At 65.2% G+C, this 678-nt stretch carries 1 protein-coding gene; it reads left to right on the forward strand.

Annotated elements, in window-relative coordinates:
* On the forward strand, nt 1–543 hold a 543-nt coding region (locus AC0L3D_RS36865; RefSeq protein WP_287376573.1), incomplete at its 5' end, for a TCP-1/cpn60 chaperonin family protein.
* Nucleotides 544–678: the final 135 nt, after the last annotated feature.

Consider the following 678-nt stretch of genomic DNA (forward strand, 5'->3'; position numbering starts at 1 on the left):
CTGGCGGGCGGCGTTGCCGTCATCCGCGTCGGCGGTGCGACCGAGATCGAAGTCAAGGAAAAGAAGGACCGCGTCGATGACGCCCTCAACGCGACCCGTGCGGCCGTCGAAGAAGGCATCGTTCCCGGCGGCGGCGTCGCACTCCTGCGCGCTTCGCTGAGCATCAAGGCTGTCGGCGCCAACTCCGACCAGACCGCTGGCATCGCCATCGTGCGTCGCGCGCTGCAGGCTCCGGCCCGTCAGATCGCGGCCAACGCCGGTGCGGAAGCATCGATCGTTGCCGGCAAGATCCTCGAGAACAAGGGTCCGACCTTCGGCTTCAACGCCCAGACCGGCGAATATGGCGACATGATCGCCATGGGTATCGTCGATCCGGTCAAGGTCGTGCGCACGGCTCTCCAGGACGCGGCCTCGGTCGCCGGCCTGCTGGTCACCACCGAAGCCATGATCGCGGAGGCTCCGAAGAAGGAGTCGGCTGGCGGCGGCATGCCAGGCGGCATGGGCGGCGGCGGCATGGGCGGCATGGGCGGCATGGACTTCTAAGAAGTCCATAAGCACGCCCATGAATCTAAGTTGCTCAAGCCCGCAAGCGGGCTTGAGTGGCGGCATGGACTTCTAAGAAGTCCATAAGCACGCCCATGAATCTAAGTTGCTCAAGCCCGCAAGCGGGCTTGAGTG

The sequence above is a fragment of the Mesorhizobium sp. WSM4837 genome (assembly GCF_055811435.1).